At 39.2% G+C, this 16102-nt stretch carries 17 protein-coding genes; 1 reads left to right on the plus strand and 16 read right to left on the minus strand.

The genetic code is table 11. The annotated features are described in order from the left end of the window. Positions 1 to 74: 74 nt before the first annotated feature. The 4 genes from ACFSUO_RS05640 to ACFSUO_RS05655 all read right to left on the minus strand — a co-directional run bounded on the left by ACFSUO_RS05640 (position 75) and on the right by ACFSUO_RS05655 (position 3123). Entirely contained in the window at positions 75 to 533 is a 459-nt protein-coding gene (locus tag ACFSUO_RS05640) for a hypothetical protein (RefSeq protein ID WP_382391930.1), read from the minus strand. A 1-nt stretch (position 534) separates the two neighbouring features. Continuing rightward, a complete protein-coding gene (locus ACFSUO_RS05645; protein WP_382391932.1) occupies positions 535 to 1554 on the minus strand; it encodes a DUF3231 family protein in 1020 nt (339 codons plus the stop codon). Positions 1555 to 1752: 198 nt separating this feature from the next. Then, a complete protein-coding gene (locus ACFSUO_RS05650; protein WP_382391934.1) occupies positions 1753 to 2331 on the minus strand; it encodes a cupin domain-containing protein in 579 nt (192 codons plus the stop codon). Positions 2332 to 2937: 606 nt separating this feature from the next. Continuing rightward, positions 2938 to 3123 (minus strand): hypothetical protein, encoded by a 186-nt coding sequence (locus ACFSUO_RS05655; protein ID WP_382391936.1) that lies wholly within the window; start codon positions 3121 to 3123, stop codon positions 2938 to 2940. A gap of 126 nt (positions 3124 to 3249) precedes the next feature. Here ACFSUO_RS05655 and ACFSUO_RS05660 point away from each other — a divergent pair, with 126 nt between their 5' ends. After that, positions 3250 to 3372, plus strand: coding sequence for an FbpB family small basic protein (locus ACFSUO_RS05660; RefSeq protein ID WP_382391938.1), 123 nt, complete (start codon positions 3250 to 3252; stop codon positions 3370 to 3372). 243 nt (positions 3373 to 3615) lie between these two features. Here ACFSUO_RS05660 and ACFSUO_RS05665 read toward each other — a convergent pair whose 3' ends face one another. The 12 genes from ACFSUO_RS05665 to ACFSUO_RS05720 form a co-directional block, all read right to left on the minus strand. Beyond that, positions 3616 to 3699 carry a putative holin-like toxin gene (locus tag ACFSUO_RS05665; protein ID WP_382392258.1) on the minus strand — a complete coding sequence of 28 codons (84 nt, stop codon included), beginning with the start codon at positions 3697 to 3699 and terminating at the stop codon, positions 3616 to 3618. A 313-nt stretch (positions 3700 to 4012) separates the two neighbouring features. After that, positions 4013 to 4711: a hypothetical protein gene (locus ACFSUO_RS05670; RefSeq protein WP_382391940.1), complete on the minus strand. Its 699-nt coding sequence runs from the start codon at positions 4709 to 4711 to the stop codon at positions 4013 to 4015. Positions 4712 to 4726: 15 nt separating this feature from the next. After that, positions 4727 to 5572, minus strand: a complete 846-nt coding sequence (locus ACFSUO_RS05675; RefSeq protein WP_382391942.1) for a S1 RNA-binding domain-containing protein — start codon at positions 5570 to 5572, stop codon at positions 4727 to 4729. A 51-nt stretch (positions 5573 to 5623) separates the two neighbouring features. Beyond that, positions 5624 to 5956: a hypothetical protein gene (locus tag ACFSUO_RS05680; RefSeq protein ID WP_382391944.1), complete on the minus strand. Its 333-nt coding sequence runs from the start codon at positions 5954 to 5956 to the stop codon at positions 5624 to 5626. Positions 5957 to 6019: 63 nt separating this feature from the next. Next, a complete protein-coding gene (locus ACFSUO_RS05685; protein WP_382391946.1) occupies positions 6020 to 8191 on the minus strand; it encodes a type IV secretory system conjugative DNA transfer family protein in 2172 nt (723 codons plus the stop codon). A 102-nt stretch (positions 8192 to 8293) separates the two neighbouring features. Further along, positions 8294 to 8869 (minus strand): biotin transporter BioY, encoded by a 576-nt coding sequence (locus tag ACFSUO_RS05690; RefSeq protein WP_382391948.1) that lies wholly within the window; start codon positions 8867 to 8869, stop codon positions 8294 to 8296. A gap of 139 nt (positions 8870 to 9008) precedes the next feature. Beyond that, a complete protein-coding gene (locus ACFSUO_RS05695; RefSeq protein WP_382391950.1) occupies positions 9009 to 10076 on the minus strand; it encodes a replication-relaxation family protein in 1068 nt (355 codons plus the stop codon). Between the two features lie 272 nt (positions 10077 to 10348). Next, positions 10349 to 10996 carry a hypothetical protein gene (locus tag ACFSUO_RS05700; RefSeq protein WP_382391952.1) on the minus strand — a complete coding sequence of 216 codons (648 nt, stop codon included), beginning with the start codon at positions 10994 to 10996 and terminating at the stop codon, positions 10349 to 10351. A gap of 263 nt (positions 10997 to 11259) precedes the next feature. Then, positions 11260 to 12345 (minus strand): peptidoglycan DD-metalloendopeptidase family protein, encoded by a 1086-nt coding sequence (locus ACFSUO_RS05705; RefSeq protein ID WP_382391954.1) that lies wholly within the window; start codon positions 12343 to 12345, stop codon positions 11260 to 11262. 15 nt (positions 12346 to 12360) lie between these two features. After that, positions 12361 to 13035, minus strand: coding sequence for a hypothetical protein (locus ACFSUO_RS05710; RefSeq protein WP_382391956.1), 675 nt, complete (start codon positions 13033 to 13035; stop codon positions 12361 to 12363). A gap of 19 nt (positions 13036 to 13054) precedes the next feature. After that, the gene (locus ACFSUO_RS05715; protein WP_382391958.1) at positions 13055 to 15286 is read right to left on the minus strand and encodes a CD3337/EF1877 family mobilome membrane protein; all 2232 of its coding nucleotides are present in this window, start codon (positions 15284 to 15286) and stop codon (positions 13055 to 13057) included. Between the two features lie 60 nt (positions 15287 to 15346). Then, complete coding sequence (locus ACFSUO_RS05720; protein WP_382391960.1) at positions 15347 to 16006, minus strand: hypothetical protein; 660 nt, start codon at positions 16004 to 16006, stop codon at positions 15347 to 15349. Between the last annotated feature and the right edge of the window lie 96 nt (positions 16007 to 16102).

The following is a 16102-nucleotide window of genomic DNA, read 5'->3' on the forward strand; positions in this document are numbered from 1 at the left end:
GTTTTAAATGGTTCGACTTTTTAACGGTGCAACTATATTTCAAATAAGTTACACCTGCAACAGAGTTATATCGCTTAGTTGGTAAACATTTTCCTCATGATTCTTTGTAATAAAAGTCCTACAAGCAAACCTGGAATTATACTTAATATCGGAAACCAAATTGGCCCAAGCAATACACCGAATAGGGTTAGTTTAGACGAATAGATAGTTCCCACGGTAACAAAATATGCTGAAAATACAAACGGCAAAAAGACAAATGGTGATTTTCCTCCACCCGCATCTTTATATGCATCCCACATTGCAAAGAAGTACAGACAAGGATAAAACATTAACCATTGATAATCCGTTTGTTGAATCGCTTTTTCAATTCCCCCATGAAAACTTAGAAGTATGACCTCGTTAAAATTTCCTTGCACATTGACCAAAAACTCTAAAAAGATCAATACAATCCCTTTGATATATTTTCTGTTGAGGAATTGTCCAAACCCGGGAAGGGCAATGCTCCATAATAATGTTTCTTTCTTACTAGCCACATTATTTTAGCCCCTTTGCCAATTCTTCACGATCGATAGCTTCTGGTGGTTGTTCCATCCATGCATTGTCAATCATAATATTGGCTCCATCTTCTACATACAGTCCAACATCCATTAAAAGCTTAGCATACATTCCACCAATATCACGCCTTCCATTAAGTGATGCGCCATTTGCATAAGTTCTAACTTTTATGGAAAACATTTCTATTTTATGCCATAACATTAATTTATCCGAAAAAGGCGGAACAGTTGAAGTGCTCACCATGTCATCTAATAATGGAGGAGAAGGCAAATTATCTTTATTTAGTTTTTTTGAACAGGTTTCTATATGTTTATTAGTAATTTCCTTTCCTCTTAGCATGAATTTCTGGACCTTTTCAGTTCTAGCGACTTGGCTAAAACCAATTAATAATCCCTTACTTGTTACATTGCTTTCAATGTTATCGTACAGATGTGCAATCTCAAGAGCGTGAGATGGTCTAACATCTCCAATAAAACCATGTAAATACCTTTGTTTTTGAACAAAATCGACCTTCTTGGGAATAGGGATTGTAGGAGGCTTTACCATTAGACCCTTTTCCTCTAATACATCATTAATTTCTGCTATAAGTTCTACCGTAGAATCAAGCGTATTAATAAAAAAGTCTCTTACATCTTTTCTCGTCATCAAGGGTATAGCAATTGAATAAATGCTCATTCCTGCTTTAATCGTGTATTTCAAGTAGTGAAGATAAAATTCGTCAGAAAATAATCTTGGTGCATCTAAATTTACATCTTTATCTGTAAACCCAATCGGTATAGGAAAGTTTTCTTGGATAAATATTTCTTTTATATTCTCAACAATTTTTCCACTTAAATTAAAAGCATGTTCTACAACCTTTTTGATATCTTGGTCATCAAGATGTTTAAGATAATAACTAAGAACACACTTAGCCATAGTATTGCTTGTATAAGTTGCCCAAAGTTTACCCATTTCGGCTGATGTTAATTTTTCATTAATATCATTGTTTTTATCACCCATATAAACACCCCTAATTGTTACGTTAAGAATAACGTTCCCCAAACTAGAACATATATGAGTGATCGACTAACAATCCTATCCCCTTGTTTTCAATAAACTGGCTCAATCAACCTTATTCCATTATCTGGCCCAATTCTGCAATACAGGGCGCAAGTCTTTGTTCAAGAAATGCGCCCGATTCCAGAAGACTATAGATCTCTAACCTTCAGCAGCTTCGGCATCTGCCTTTGTTCTATGAACAGTGCCAAATGGATGCTCGGGCGGTGCATAGATTGTGTAGAGTTTTAACGGGATATTGCCTGTATTCGTTAAATTATGCCACATGCCAGCAGGGACCATAATAGCAGAGTCATCATATACATGCTTTACAAAGTTTAACTGATCTCTTTTCTCGCCCATTTGTACAAATCCTTGACCTTCCTCAATACGTAAAAATTGATCTACGTCAGGATGAACCTCTAGACCAATATCTTCTCCGACGTTGATGCTCATCAAGGTCACTTGCAGCTTATCTCCAGTCCATATAGCAGTTCGAAATGTGTTGTTTTGCCTAGCAGCTTGATTAATATTCAATACAAAAGGTTCTTTTCCATGGTCATTTAATATGGGACTAGTACATCCCTGAGTGTTTAGATATGGCCAATATTGATTTACATAGCCCATACCATATGACATATTTCCATAGCCAGGACCAAACATATTACCATGATTACACATTGGCCTATTACCATAATAAGTGTTCGAATAATAAGGATACATATATAAAGGGTTATTCATTGAGACATTCCTCCAAAGACATATGATTATAAACTCATCATATGCCCCACGTACTTAGGAGGTCATTGCTAATTCTTATTATATTTCACTGCATTCTCACCGTATCTGTTCAACCCAAGCACCATGATTCACACCACCCCATCGGGTAGGATTTCGTCAGCCAAACTGTTACGGTAAATTCTCACGCCTTTTCACCGAGCTTTTAACACTGTCTTTCTTACTAAATCAAGTGCTAATCGACTAAGAGAGAACCCTTCCAAGCGTTACCTCTTCATTTGATTCTTCGATATAATCCTTCAATTCCCCAAAGGGAAATTGCCTAGCCTTTACCAGAGAAATGTAACCATTCTCCATTTGAACTTGGAACGTTTCGCACAACAATCTGGCCCGATTCTTGAATAAAGTTAATACACTCTTCAGCTTAACTCCTACGTTGTTTAAGTTCATTTCTTCTGAATTCTTATAATTATTCTAACATAAAACACCATAAAACCTTGAAGGAATTTACATGTGAATTTAGATTCTGTCCCTTTACAAAGGGGCCAAAAGGAGAGGAAAGCAGCCATCCGATCGCTATAATCACATCTGTTTTTCCGGTTGTGAAATTCAATATTTTTTCGACACAGCAACAGCAACTTCTGAATCATTTTCTTCAATTACAGAATCGATCCCTTTCTCTGTCCAAACCATCCTCCCAGAAAAGTAATTTCGCCGCGGGATTGCTTTGAATTCAACCATGGTCGGTATCTCATAAATCACTTCTGCAGAAAAACCAGCTCCGTCAACTGCCATCGGATCAAGAATAACCGGGAATCAAAGTAGGAAATTTCACACATTTGTTATAATTCCATCACTTATCGAGGATGTTTTTGTACTATACTAAAATTAGAAATACCAAGATAAAGGATGTGAGAAATTATGCGCGCACAGACCAACATTGAGAAACTTATTGAGCAAAACAAAAAGGATTTGCTCAATGATAAAGAAGCATTGATGGCAATCGAGCAAAAAATAGATGAAAAATATTCAAAGCAATTTTAATCTCAGCGGGTATAAGTCCTGAGTTTTTCCATTCTCTGTGATATACAGAAAACTTGTATCATTTTACAGTTTTCATTTCGCCTGATATTGGGTATAATAAAATTAGAAGACATCACATAAAATAAAAGAGACCGCTAGTGTAGATACACTAACGGTCATGTACAACAGCCCTTCAAGGGGGCGGCTCACATTGTAGAGTGAAAAGATTAACCACCCTTTATGCTTACCAGGCTTGCAGGGTGGTTATTTCTTTTGAGACAGCATTGCAACGACAAGTGTTGCGAATGAAATCATTAAGATTAACGATTCAAAAACTGTCACAGGCATCACCCCCTTTCTCTAAAGGAAGGTGCGAAAAAAGGAGTGAGCCACCACCCATGAAAGCCTTATTGTACAAGTTCTATTGTAACAAAAATCAATCTTTTCTAACAGAACATATTTTCCTATTCCTGGAGAAAATATCAATGTTATGTCCCATCTCCGCCTTGGTGTCACTACTACTGCAGACTAATCCTCTTCTTTATAATTATTTCTCCAAAAGCCTTATCCAGTCCCAGATCCACCGCCATTTTGTATGAGGTGTGAGTAACTCATCCAATAAGTTCTCCATGTCACCCTCCCTTTAGACCCGGTAAATCGATTATGCTTCCTTAATAAATTCACCTTGTTCGTCCAGTAAGTAAAACACGTTTTGAGAATCCTTGTCACCTGCCATTAAATCCTTATCGGTTGTTATACGTAATTTCATATCTTTTGCATACGTCTTCAACGGCCCGATATGCTTCATTGATTCAGTGATGGCAATCATACGTTCATTAAATGAACTGCCTTTCCACTTTAAATGCAATAATAAGTCTTTGATATCTCCACGGCACACGTAAACATAAAATGGTTTTCCCTTCCATTCAATAGCAGCGATAAACGGTTGTGGTGCCGGGATAATCACCGCTCCAGGGAAAAATTGATATAGTTCAAAAAACATGAGACGTTTTAGCACGTCTTTTGTTTGATATTTCACCCAATAATTCGCTTCATAAGGAACGTCTGTGACTATAGCGCCCGTCTGCCCCAGTGTGTAGATGGGAATAATCTGCTTGTTCACATGCATTTCGTGACGGACAATCTTTTGCTCTTTTACCATGCGTTTCTGTCGTTTTTTGGGGAGCCGGAATAAACGGGCGAGCTGTTTTCCCCTGATTATGCCGACCTTCGCTAATGCATCCAGTGCAGCACATTCTTTCGGTGATTCGCCGTTGATATAGTTGATGGTTTTCAGATTGGACGGCAGCCGCTGCCAGTGCAAGGTCCATGGCTGTTCAATTGAAAACGGGCTTGACATGTTCTATTCCCCCTCTTATAAGACACGGGTGATACGCGTACGGATTTGTTCCTTTTCCGTATTAATATTATCAACGCGCACCAGCACCTGGTCATCCTTCTGGACATTTTGAAACTTCAAATGACTGGACAAGGAATCAACCCCCGGCTCCAGACGGACAAAAACGCCGTATTCACGTACACCGGAAACAGTTCCAACATACTCCCCATTTTTCTGGTAGCGTGTGACGCAATCCGGCCACGGGTTCTGCAACAAAGCCTTGGCGCTGACTTCTACGTGCTGTTGTTCTTCGTCGATGGCCATAACTTTGACTTTAATGGCCTGACCTTCTTGAAATTCTTCATCTAAATTATCAATCCACCCATAACGGATTTCATCAATCGGGATGACGACATGGATCCCGCCGATATCTGCTAATAAATACCCTTCATCTACATGGCGAATGACAGCCGGTGTGATATCGCCTACTTGTAGTTTGCGCAGGGTAATAGCCGCCAACTTTTCACGCGCTTGTGTGCGTGATGCTGTAAACAGTTCATTTTCCTGATCGTAATTCAATACCATAAAAGCGATGTTTTGTCCCGTCATGGAACGTAATTGGCGCAAATTTTGCGCGCCCGTATACTCCAATGGAATCAACCCGCGAATGGCTCCTACCCTTACGACTGCACATGGGTGCTTCTCTTCTCCCGGTTGTCCAATTTTTTCAATACCGGCAATGGGTGCATACAAGATTTTGCTGTTCTGATATGCCGCGTAGATCTCTTTCCAATTTTCCATCGTGTGGTCCTGTTCCTGGTCCACCATTTTAGATGGGTCAAATCCTTCAATCATCACGTTTTCGTTCAATTCTTCAGCCATTTTGAATCGCTCCTTTTCCAATTGTTTTAAATGAAACTACATTTGGCTTTATTACCAGCTGCTTTGATACCTCGTTAATAATTGCTCGATAATATCTATTGCTGTTTGGAGTGCCTGTTCCCTTGTTTCAAAAAAAGCATGTGGCCAGGTTACCCCTGCTTCTGCCAACTGATTATGACCGGCACTTGTGAACGATCGTAAAATTTCGGGGAGATAGACCCAATGCTGATTACTCGGCTCAATCGTGCAAGTGAAATAGTACTGTTCTCCCGGCACGTTATACAATGCTATGGTTGCGGCCCTCACCCCCTTAAAGCGAAAATGATATGTTTCTTCCTGATACAACAGGCTTCCTTCTGCATGTTGATAAGGATAAGCATCCATGTAGCTCTGCTCCTTTCTTTTTTAATTGCATATAAAAAACACCCTTTTAATTTCAAAAGCGCGTTAATCCCAAAAGCCATCATTCGCCGGTTGCCCTTTGGACTGGGCAGGTGTGGCTAATATATTTTGTTGTTTTTCCTCATCTTCTAGTAGTGAAAGTTCAGCTGTTTCCACCGTTCCTTGGTGGTGCTGTAGCTCCTCCTGCTGTTCTTTTAGATTGACAGGTTCATTATTTTCCTCTGGAGTCTTTTGCGACTCTTCGTTTGAAACATCTTTTATTTGTTGAGACAGCACTTGGTTTTGTGTTTCTGCTGGTTCCGGTAAAGTGTGAATTGGTTCTGTTTGTTGCTGTTTTGCGTTTGAAAGACGTTTTAACTGCTTTTTCAGTCCAGTCCCAGCTTTTGATCCAGCCTGATATACTGCTCTTTGTAACTTAGCTTTCGCACTATGATCTTCCCACTCCCGTTTTTCCTTCCAATCCGATGGCACGAGATCGCCTCTTGCCAGGGCAGGTTTCTGCATAGCCGCTTCATACATAACTTTATGGATAAAACTGTATTTTGGTAAGTTGTCCATAATATCGGTTGGATCAAAACGGTATTCTTCCGATTCTGTATCTCGATAAGAGTCCGGGAAGACCGTAGGCATTATCACGCGATGTTTATATGTTGATTGACGCATCATGATTTTATCTTTACCAAATTCATCGGCAAATTCCTGCGCATCCTGAAAGCCGACACCATTAAAACATAATTTATTCCGGCAGTTCGTCATAATCGCTTGTTTCATGGCTTTCGGGCTGATGTCGCCTGCTTCCACTTCCAATTGTCCCAGTGACTGGGAGGCAAGAATGCCTGAAACCTTATAGGATGCTGCAAGCGACAGAAAAATCTCCACTTGCGGATTAATATAGCGTTTATACTCATCAATGAACATGAAATGCGGACTGCGGGTGTCTTCCGTTCCCGGACGGCGGAATGTGCCATTTTGTAAGTGCATGATCAAAAATTGTCCAAAAGCATCCCCTGCTTTTTTGAGCGTACCCAGTGCTGTGTTGACGATGAGCACGCCATCATTGGCAAAATGTTCATCAACATCCACATCACTCTTACCGGTCATGATATTTTTTAACAGCTCGTTACTCGTGATGTTTTCCAATTGCGCTCGTAAGCCAATGACAAACTGCTTATATTTTTCTGCCATACTGCCCAACAGTTCATTTTCAATGGAGTGAACCAAATCGGTTTCCCCTTTTTGCATACGCAATTCATTGGTCCGCTGCTCCAATAATGTTAAATCCCGTAATGTTTCTAGTACTTCCATTAAATCGGTATTGTCCCCTTTCAATTCTTTAAGCAAACGGGTTACATTACGTGCGGCCAGCTCCTGGACGTTGGCAAAGAAAGCGTCCTGTTTGCCGAACAGCCCCCGTAATACAATAACCGTTCCTTCCACCACATCCTCCACATTTCCTTCCATGGGATTGAACTTTTGTGTGTGAGGACTGGTGGGATCAATGTAAATATAGGGGATATCCATTTCATCACAGAATTCCTTCACCTTCTCTGCAAACTCGCCTTTCGGTTCCACAACCGATAAGCCAAGTCTTTTCCCTTGTTTCTTTTGCAGTAACAATTGGTAAATCATCGGCTCCAGGACAGAGGCCGTTTTACCAGAACGTGTTGCTCCGACGACCAACATATGCGTGAACATATCTTTGCCCTTCCATACGATTGGCAGATTATCTTGTTCAACAGAATGTCCCAGCACGGTAACCAGTTCATTACTGTTTTTGCTTTTGGACTCCTTATAGTCTTTTTTATAGGTTTTATAGCCTTCTTCAGGATTTTCCGTAATGCGCTGATTGCCACGCTTTTGCCGATAAGCCTTTTCTGCTCGCATATACATAATATTGGCATATACACCTGCCAACCCGAAGAAAATCATAGCCATCCTCATCATAAATGTTTTAGAAACCATCTGCTCCCATTGCCAATATTGATAAGCCATACTTCCTAAAGCCATGACAACCCATAATGTCATGGCAAATATCAGTAAACGGCTTGCTTTTGGATTGTGCACCTTTTTCCACCACTTGAAAACGTAGAAGAGAATCATCAGGATGCATCCCATTCCTAATGTGAACAACGGATCAGGTATGAACTTGGCCTGAAACATCAATATCATACCGGTTATTGTCATGCTAAACACCAGTACGGAATAGAGCATGAGCATCGTACCACCTCTTTCATTGTCATATAAAAACGCCTGGCGGAAAGGCTGCTTTCCACCAAGCGTTCGTTGCTCAGCTATTTTGAGTTGTGAAGCTTTCAGTTTTTATGCTGCTACATTATTTGTCGTTCTAGAGTTTATTAGATTAGCTTGAATTAACCTTTTTCTGACAGTAATTCCGATCCAACTAGCTAAATATGCTTTGATGATTCCAACTACAATAAACGGATAAACGCCTGCGGCTAGGGCTTGATTCCAAGACATATCCAATACTATTTTTAACTGAACCGCTCCAAAAATAAGCGTAATAATCATTCCAACAGTGTTGGCTACCATTGCCATCGTTATATTATACTTTGTTTTTTCTAAAATAAAACCTGTTACAAACGCTGTAACAATAAAGCCGAATATGTAACCACCTGTTGGACCAACTAATACCTGTGCTCCCCCTTTAAACCCAGCAAACACCGGTAAACCTACCGCTCCTAATAAGGCATAACAAATCATTGCAATCGCACCGTATCTGCTACCAATAATTGTTGCCGTTAACCCCACTGCTAATGTTTGTCCACTTATCGGGACAATTGGCAATGGAACCTCAATTTGTGCCAATACCGCTGTTACCGCTGCAAAAATGCCACATAAAATGATTGCTCTTAATTTTGACTTGCTCCTAGACAAAAGACAATCCCCCCTATATTTTTATTCACGCGAATGATTGTAAACCTAGTAAAAATTAAGTTTACATTTAATAGGTTAGCATATTTTTTTGAAAAAAAGTAGTATTTTTTCATTCATTTTACAATTATTGTGCTTAGTCCTACTTTTTCATTTGCTTGTTTAGAAAATCCTGATCTATTGGTAAAAATTCTACATGGTGTATATGTTTTAGTAACCGTTCATGGATGGGGTGCAAGCCCGCGTGTGTCAGCACAAGCACCTTCCGTCCATTACGTATATAACGGTCTTTACGATAGGCCAATATATAGTTGATTTTCACTATATCGGTGTCCAGCAGGTTGATAAAATATTTTTCTTCTCCATTGTGCTGGACGATATGGTGAAAGCCTTTAGGGTGATTGCCTTCCCTTACTGATGCTTTAAATGTCAGGTTCTTATTTTGCACTAAGTATTGATGTAAGCTTGCTTGGTCATCCGCAAATTCAGCTACATAACTTTTGCCGAATCCCAGTGGAAACACTTTGATGCTGTTGCACTGTAGCATGGCCCGACTATCCATGAGACGATCAATGACCCGAATAAAGCTGTCCTGGCCTTTGGCAAAGAGAGCATAGTTCTCGAAATAGCGTTCGCCAGATTGCGTGCGTTCATCGGTGCGATGCATTTCCATTTCCCGTACGGTTTTGGCTAGGTTTTTGGCAGAAATACCATGCAAAAATGTATAGACTACATACGCTGCTCCCCTTGGGCTTGTGGCGATACCCTGTACATTATCAGCGCGATTCAAATTAAAGGTACGCTTCACATGCCGGCTGTCCTGAATCGTCCATCCTGCTTGTTGTAATCGCAGAAATATTTCATTGGTTGTGAGCAGGTACGGAACATGATACGTACGGACACGTAAGTCATCGGCCCGACGCTCAACAGGATAACCCTGCTTTCGCAAGCAGGCTATGCCAGTCTCGCTGATGCGGTGGTGATTCCCCTGTCTCGCTTGTTTGGCATTGTAGCCCTTGGTTGGCTTACTGATGATGTAGCCGGTATTGCGCAGAATGCTTATTTTTTTATAAGCATAGCGCCATGTTAGGTCATGGTGCTGCTGTATCTGCTGGGTGCTGAGTATGCGGTAGTCGTACAAGGTTTTGAGTATATTGACGTCCAATGGCTGCAGTCGTTTGATGACCTGTTTTTTGTTTGTTTTTCCCAATTTATCACCCGCCTTTGTTGTTCGTGGGCCGGGGATGTTTTGTCTCCCCAGTTCTCCAGTACTTCCGAAATGGCTCAACAAAACTATTCTCCCTTTGGTTTTTTACTACTGTTCGTTCAGTTACACCGCAAGTTGTCTCCAATCAAGGAGTCTATCTTTTCAAATAGGTAGAATATCCAATTTCCATTTGGGTAGAATATCAGGGATAGTTCCAAATCGATTATGTTCTACCCGTGTATAACGTTTTCTGGACAGGTAGAATATTAATTCAGCTACCAAAAAATATTTTCCTCGTATTCTCTTGCAATTGATTGCTCCTTTTGATTAAATTTATCCTTATACCAATCCAGGTTACTAACTTCCGGTATATGTTTTAAGTCGTTATGGTGCTCCTGTAAATAGCCTAAGAAAGAAACCAGGTTTTGTTCTTCTACTAAATAAGTTTGAATATGGTTTTGGGTGTCTGGATGTCCCTGTTGGAAAAGAGATAACTCTTTCCAACTATCATCTGCAATCAACCGCGTGTAACGGATGGCATCAATAATGCATTTACTGTTGCCATTATCAAGATCGCGTCTAACATTATCTTTAAAGTAATGCAATATAAGCAAGGCGGATTTGCCGAATTGACAGTCAATACTGGCATAATTATAGGCTTGAAACGTAACATGTTGGTAATAGCTTTGAAGCGTACTAAAATAATCACGATCATGCTCAACGTTGAAAGGCAACATCCCGGCATACGAAAACTGAAAAACCGGATAGCCATCAATAACCCATGGCTTACTTACAGCTAGTGGATTCTCCGGTAAATTTCTTTCCTCGAGCTCATCGTTTTGCATTTCCATTAATCTTACCATCGTTTCTTCTTTCAGTATTTCTATACTTTTTAGGATATTTATATAATGCGTCTGCAGCATGTTTCTTCTCCTTTTCTTTTTGTCTGACGTTGTGGAGCCTTTATTGTTAAGCTCTCACTCTGACCAACGTCCGACATATGATGTTTGATTTCCATTCGAAAAATAGGCTGTCCGACACTGTTTATTCAAACACCTGCCATACCAATGGTTACACCTACATAATAACGTCAGACAACCAACATTGGAGCTGTCTGACGTATTATAATGAAATATTGATTTATCAGGGATACAAAGCCTATTATCCCGTCTGACATTCGTAACTTTCATTCGTTGGCTAAAAACTTGTTTATATATGGCATGGGATCTACCGATTCAAATGTGCCATCACCCTTCTTTTGATGTATTTCAAAATGGAGATGTACGCCTGTGGAATCACCTGTTGTACCCATTTGTCCAATGATTTGGCCTGCTTTTATTTTCTCTCCCACTTCAACACCCGTTTTCATCATGTGCGCATAATATGTCTGCAATCCATTTTCATGCTGCATGATTACCAAATTACCAAATCCACCCCTATTAAACGCTGAATATACAACTTTACCATCAGCAAAAGCCGTGATAGGTTTGCCACGATCTTGGCCGCCAGCAATATCAATCCCTGCATGAAAACCTCTTTCTCCTTCTATAACACGATAACCATAGGTTGATGTTAGGTTTTTTGTATGAGGAACAACCCATGCCTGATCCCCTTTTATCTCCACCGTTGCTTCCTCTTTTGATACAAAGCCAGCGTTATAGAGATTATAAAAATGCATGACCTCGTCTACATACCAATCAGCATGATTATAAGCACGTATAGCTTTACGTAGATCACTGGATTTCGTTATATAAGCTTCCAAATGGTTAGCAGCTGCAAAAATAGCATCTTTTTCTTCCCATGGGCTTGCAATGCCATTTCCATTAGCGTCTACACCAAATCCACCGTACTTTTCAATCTGTTTCGGGTCTGTTTTGATGTCTTTAGGAATTTCTGTCCCACCTAAGCCTTTACAAAAGGGATAGTCCCAGCCCAACCAACTACATGGCATGAATTGAAGATGTCCTTCTGCCCCGACTGGTGATTCCATCTCAATGGTGGAAAACAAGGTTTCTACACGATGGAGGGCAGCAAGTAATAACCATGGCACATCATATCTCTCCCCCGCCTTCTTATACATAGGGATATACTGTTCCGGTATTTCTTTTTCAGCCATTTTAGAAGGTGTTCCTGTAAGCTGGTCATTTTTATCATTGAAACCTATACCACCAAAAAACATACCTAAAAGTAATACACCCACAAACAAAACAATACAAAAGAACATTACTAAGCCAACAAGAATACCAATACTTAGTTTAAAGATTCCTCTCATAAGTACCGGTAATCCTTAATGATGTAAGACATTCAACATATAATTTCTGACCTGGAATGTTTCTTCTGTCTGCTTCATTTTAAGGGTGTAATTGACTATTTCCTGTTTAGTTTTCTTCCCTTTACTATTGTAAATATCACCTGTGATTCGAACCTTCCAAACAAAGTATTCCTTACTCGGTTCATAAGGCTCATAAACCTCTGCAGATACTATTTGTTTTTTATATATTGTGGCAGTTGGTTTAGGTGTTTTTTCTACAAGTTTTTGATACATCTTATCTGTCATATAAGCCCGAGCATTTTTTATATGCTGTGTCGGCCTATCACCATTAAAAGCATAATAATTCGTTGCAAATTGTTTAGCGACCTTTTTAGACTGCTTTATTTGTTCATCCGAAAAGTACTTACGATAAAAACTCTTAGGCTCTTTCAATGTATCTGGATCGGGCGTTTCTATCTCTTGTTGCTCATGATTTTCCTGAATTACATTTGGGTCTGTTGTTGTCCCTTTCGTTTCCTCCGTTCGACCTTTATACGCACGCACTGGTTGATTCGAAGTAGTATTTACTTTTGACACGTCATTCGATGTATCTTCCGGCATTGTTTTTCCGACAAAGATAGAAACTAAAAACAGCGTAATGATGATTACCATTACGCTGTAAACAATAATATTTTTGGCTTTTTCGCCCATATTTGCATGGTCCCCCCGTTTACTCCAATTCCGCATAATCATTTTGTTCCGTCTGTTTTTCATTTGCCGCCGGAGGAATATGGTCTTCTAGTGATGCTAGGTCTGCCAAATCATCACGTTTATTCATCTGAGCGCCCTGCATACCATCATTCACCGACTTAACATATTGTAGCCTTCCTGATGGTGGTTTCCCTTCAGGTTTCGACCCATCTTTTTCAAGTGCATGTTCAGCAAGTGTACCTTGGGATGCTATAGTATTTTCTGTTGTATCACCACCAGATGATTCAGGTGATTGTCCGAAATTTAATCGGCCAACATTATTTCCAGCTGCAGTCGACTGGACCGTGTCTGATGATAAAGTTCCCAACGTATCACCTTCTACATTTTTTCCTTGTGTACCCTTATTATTGGCTTTCACATTATTATTATCAGGCTGTAAACTCGGCATTGGGTCACTACGGCCAATTTCTTGTTCCGTCGTCTCCTTATTATTACCGGTATTGGAAGTCCCCGATTTCTCAGACGCTGTAGAAGAATGTACATCTTTATCAGGGGTTCTTACACTGTTTGATTCACTGGCTGATGTTATTGCAACGTCTGAATTAGATTCATTCCTTTGTAGTGAGGTTAATTGGCTGGAGCGTTTAGCCTGCATACCACTTTTGGCTACATCTCCGACACTGCCTTCACCTGTGGCCAATTTCCCAACAGAACTCCCGATATTTGCTCCAGCCAATGCTCCCGCTCCACCTGTAGTAAGACCTCCAATTGCGGCACCACCAGTTGCTGCTAATCCCTGCGTTCCTTTTTTCAATGGATTAGTGAAGTCCCCCATTCCATCTCGTATTTCTTGAACTCCCTGAGATCCGGCAACAAAAATGTTTTTAATACGTTTACGTAAAAAGAACAGCAGCATAAATAATACAAAATGAATTAATGCTGCAGCTATATACCCCATAAATGGATTACCAGATTGTTCGCTTGCCGTAAAATCAGCCTGATAAAGTAATTCTGAAATGGCGAATATAATCAGTGCTGAAAATGCTACTACAATTTTTAATACTAATGGCAATCCCAACTCGATAAAGTATCGTTTAACCACATTGAATTGTCCTGGCATTGCCCCAAATAAAAGGGCAAATGGAGCAAAAATCGCTATTAACATAAACCAGAATTGAAACAGCAGCAAAGCCAAAGCCAAAAAATATACAGGTAATGAAGTGATACCATTTATTGTTAGATACATTGGTGTGAAAGATAAACGTTCGCTGATATTATCATAATATAAGTTATTGTTATTCCAATCTTTGGTTTCCGTTGCTATAGCATCGTACCGTTCTTCAGAATTTGGCTTCGCTTTTAATAAATTGTTTACACGATTAATTGCTTTATCCTTACTATCTGCTAAATTATTTAGATTGGTTTCACCGTACATCATATACATAAATGGGCGATCCACAAACAACGTCCAAAGATTGTTTTTCATCTCTAACTTTAGGCTTTCTTCATCAAGATTGGTTGGCCTAGCATTTTCAACCTCTTGAGTACCATTCTGGCTTTGTTCATTTGAATTACCCGCTAATACCAACGCACTGGCTTCCGTAGTCACTTGATTCAGCCCAGATAAGAACGTGGAGTAGTTCGTAAACAACAATAATGCTATGGTTAATGCTAGGACTGTTTGCAAAATAGTTCCTAATGATGAAAACATTGATCGCTTCCAAACCATTAAAAATATAGCATAAATAACTGTAAAAACGGCAACGAATTTTGCTAGGTTACCAAAGATCCCATTTGATGAAAAGTTACCCATTCCAGTAATACCGGTGATTTCCTGCATAATGCTGTCCAATTTTTCAATAATTAAATTGATAAAGTCAAAACTGTAAGCAAAATCCAAGGAAGAAATCATAAAATTGGTCATTAAGATATTCATATCAAAAGCAATGTTGACAAGATAGTTGAAAAACTCATTCATTTTCTGTCCTGCTTTATTTTTCATGTCCAGGAACCAAAACTTATCAGTTACTTTATCTGCAAAGCTTTTTTTCTCATTAAAATCTTTAGGTACAGCATCTAAATGGTAATACGATTCTCCATTACTTTTAAAATTACCCAATTGTTCATGTTCACTCTTATTTTTATTTTCGGCAAAAACAGGTTGGGTTGCCCCCATTGCAAGGTTTAAAATAAGAAAAATTGAAATCAACTTAATTATTCGTTTCCATGCTTCATTCATAAAATTACCCATAAAAAATAACCCCTCGTGTAAGGGATTATTTTAGGGTCATTCCTCCTTCCTATATTTTAATCATTTATCTTCAAAACCATATTCGTCTCCTGCCGTTTCTTCATCAGATTCCTTGTATTTATGCAATAATGTTCCTGAGTCTTTCTTTTTCACTTTTTCTGGTATGCTCTCTTCCATAGTTTTAACTTTCCATTCACCATCTTTATCTTGCTTTAAACTAATAAAGTTTGAATCACCATCTTCAAATTTGTAATTATTCCATGGTTTCACATAATAAATCACTTCTTTTGAATCTTTACCGTAAACATATCCATATCGACGTATTACATACTCATCATTCAATTTCTTAAAGTCTTTAAATTGGTCGGCATATTTATTTTTGATTTTTTTATAGTCTTGCTTATTAATAAGTTCTTTCCCATGAATATCATCACCATTGTCAGTAACAATGCCTGTAACATACGGTTGATTTTTCAGCTCTTTTTTACCTTTAGGAGACAACATTTCGTATGCAGCAGGAATATTTAATTCAAATCCAGCTTTGTAAAACTTTTTGGCTAATTTGTCTGTTTTTTCAAATACCTTTTCACGTTCTGACTTTTCCTCGTTTTTTGTATCCCCTTCTTTTTCACCTGTACTAGCCTCATTATCAGACGAACAAGCAGCCATTAGTAAGAACATGCTAATCATCAATAAAATAAATAATGTTTTCTTTTGCATTAGACCTACTCTCCTTTGTATCGTAATAACTGAAGCTGGAAATCTGTTAAATGGTACATTCTTTCGTTTATTACTTCCACTAACTCATCCGTATTG

The sequence above is a fragment of the Lentibacillus juripiscarius genome (assembly GCF_042685205.1).
GTDB classification, from domain to species: Bacteria; Bacillota; Bacilli; order Bacillales; family Amphibacillaceae; genus Lentibacillus; species Lentibacillus juripiscarius.